Here is a 260-nt window from a genome sequence, read left to right as displayed (position 1 = left end):
AGGGCGCGCTGATGGTGACCTCCAGCAACAGGTGCGCGCACCGGTTGCGTTCGTCTTCCGTTCCGCCCGCGATGATCTCGGAGAGCTTGCGGCCCTCCATCCATTCGGTGATGACGACCTTCGGTGACGACGCGACGACCGCCGGCACATAGAACTGCGGATCCCCGGCGAAGGCCTTGGCGAACGCGCGCTGATAGTCCGCCTCGATGCGGTAGTTCAGCTCTTCCTCGGTGCGCTCGATGAGCTCATCGATGATGCTC

At 63.8% G+C, this 260-nt stretch carries 1 protein-coding gene; it reads right to left on the bottom strand.

The annotated features are described in order from the left end of the window. Positions 1-260 (bottom strand): AarF/UbiB family protein (locus tag FVA95_RS30005; protein ID WP_240051816.1); only part of this gene is annotated, 260 nt, incomplete at both ends.

It is taken from the genome of Pseudonocardia sp. EV170527-09, from assembly GCF_008369905.1.
Taxonomy (GTDB): domain Bacteria; phylum Actinomycetota; class Actinomycetes; order Mycobacteriales; family Pseudonocardiaceae; genus Pseudonocardia.
Note: the sequence above shows the minus strand (reverse complement) of the source record. Positions and strands in the feature narration are given on the sequence as shown.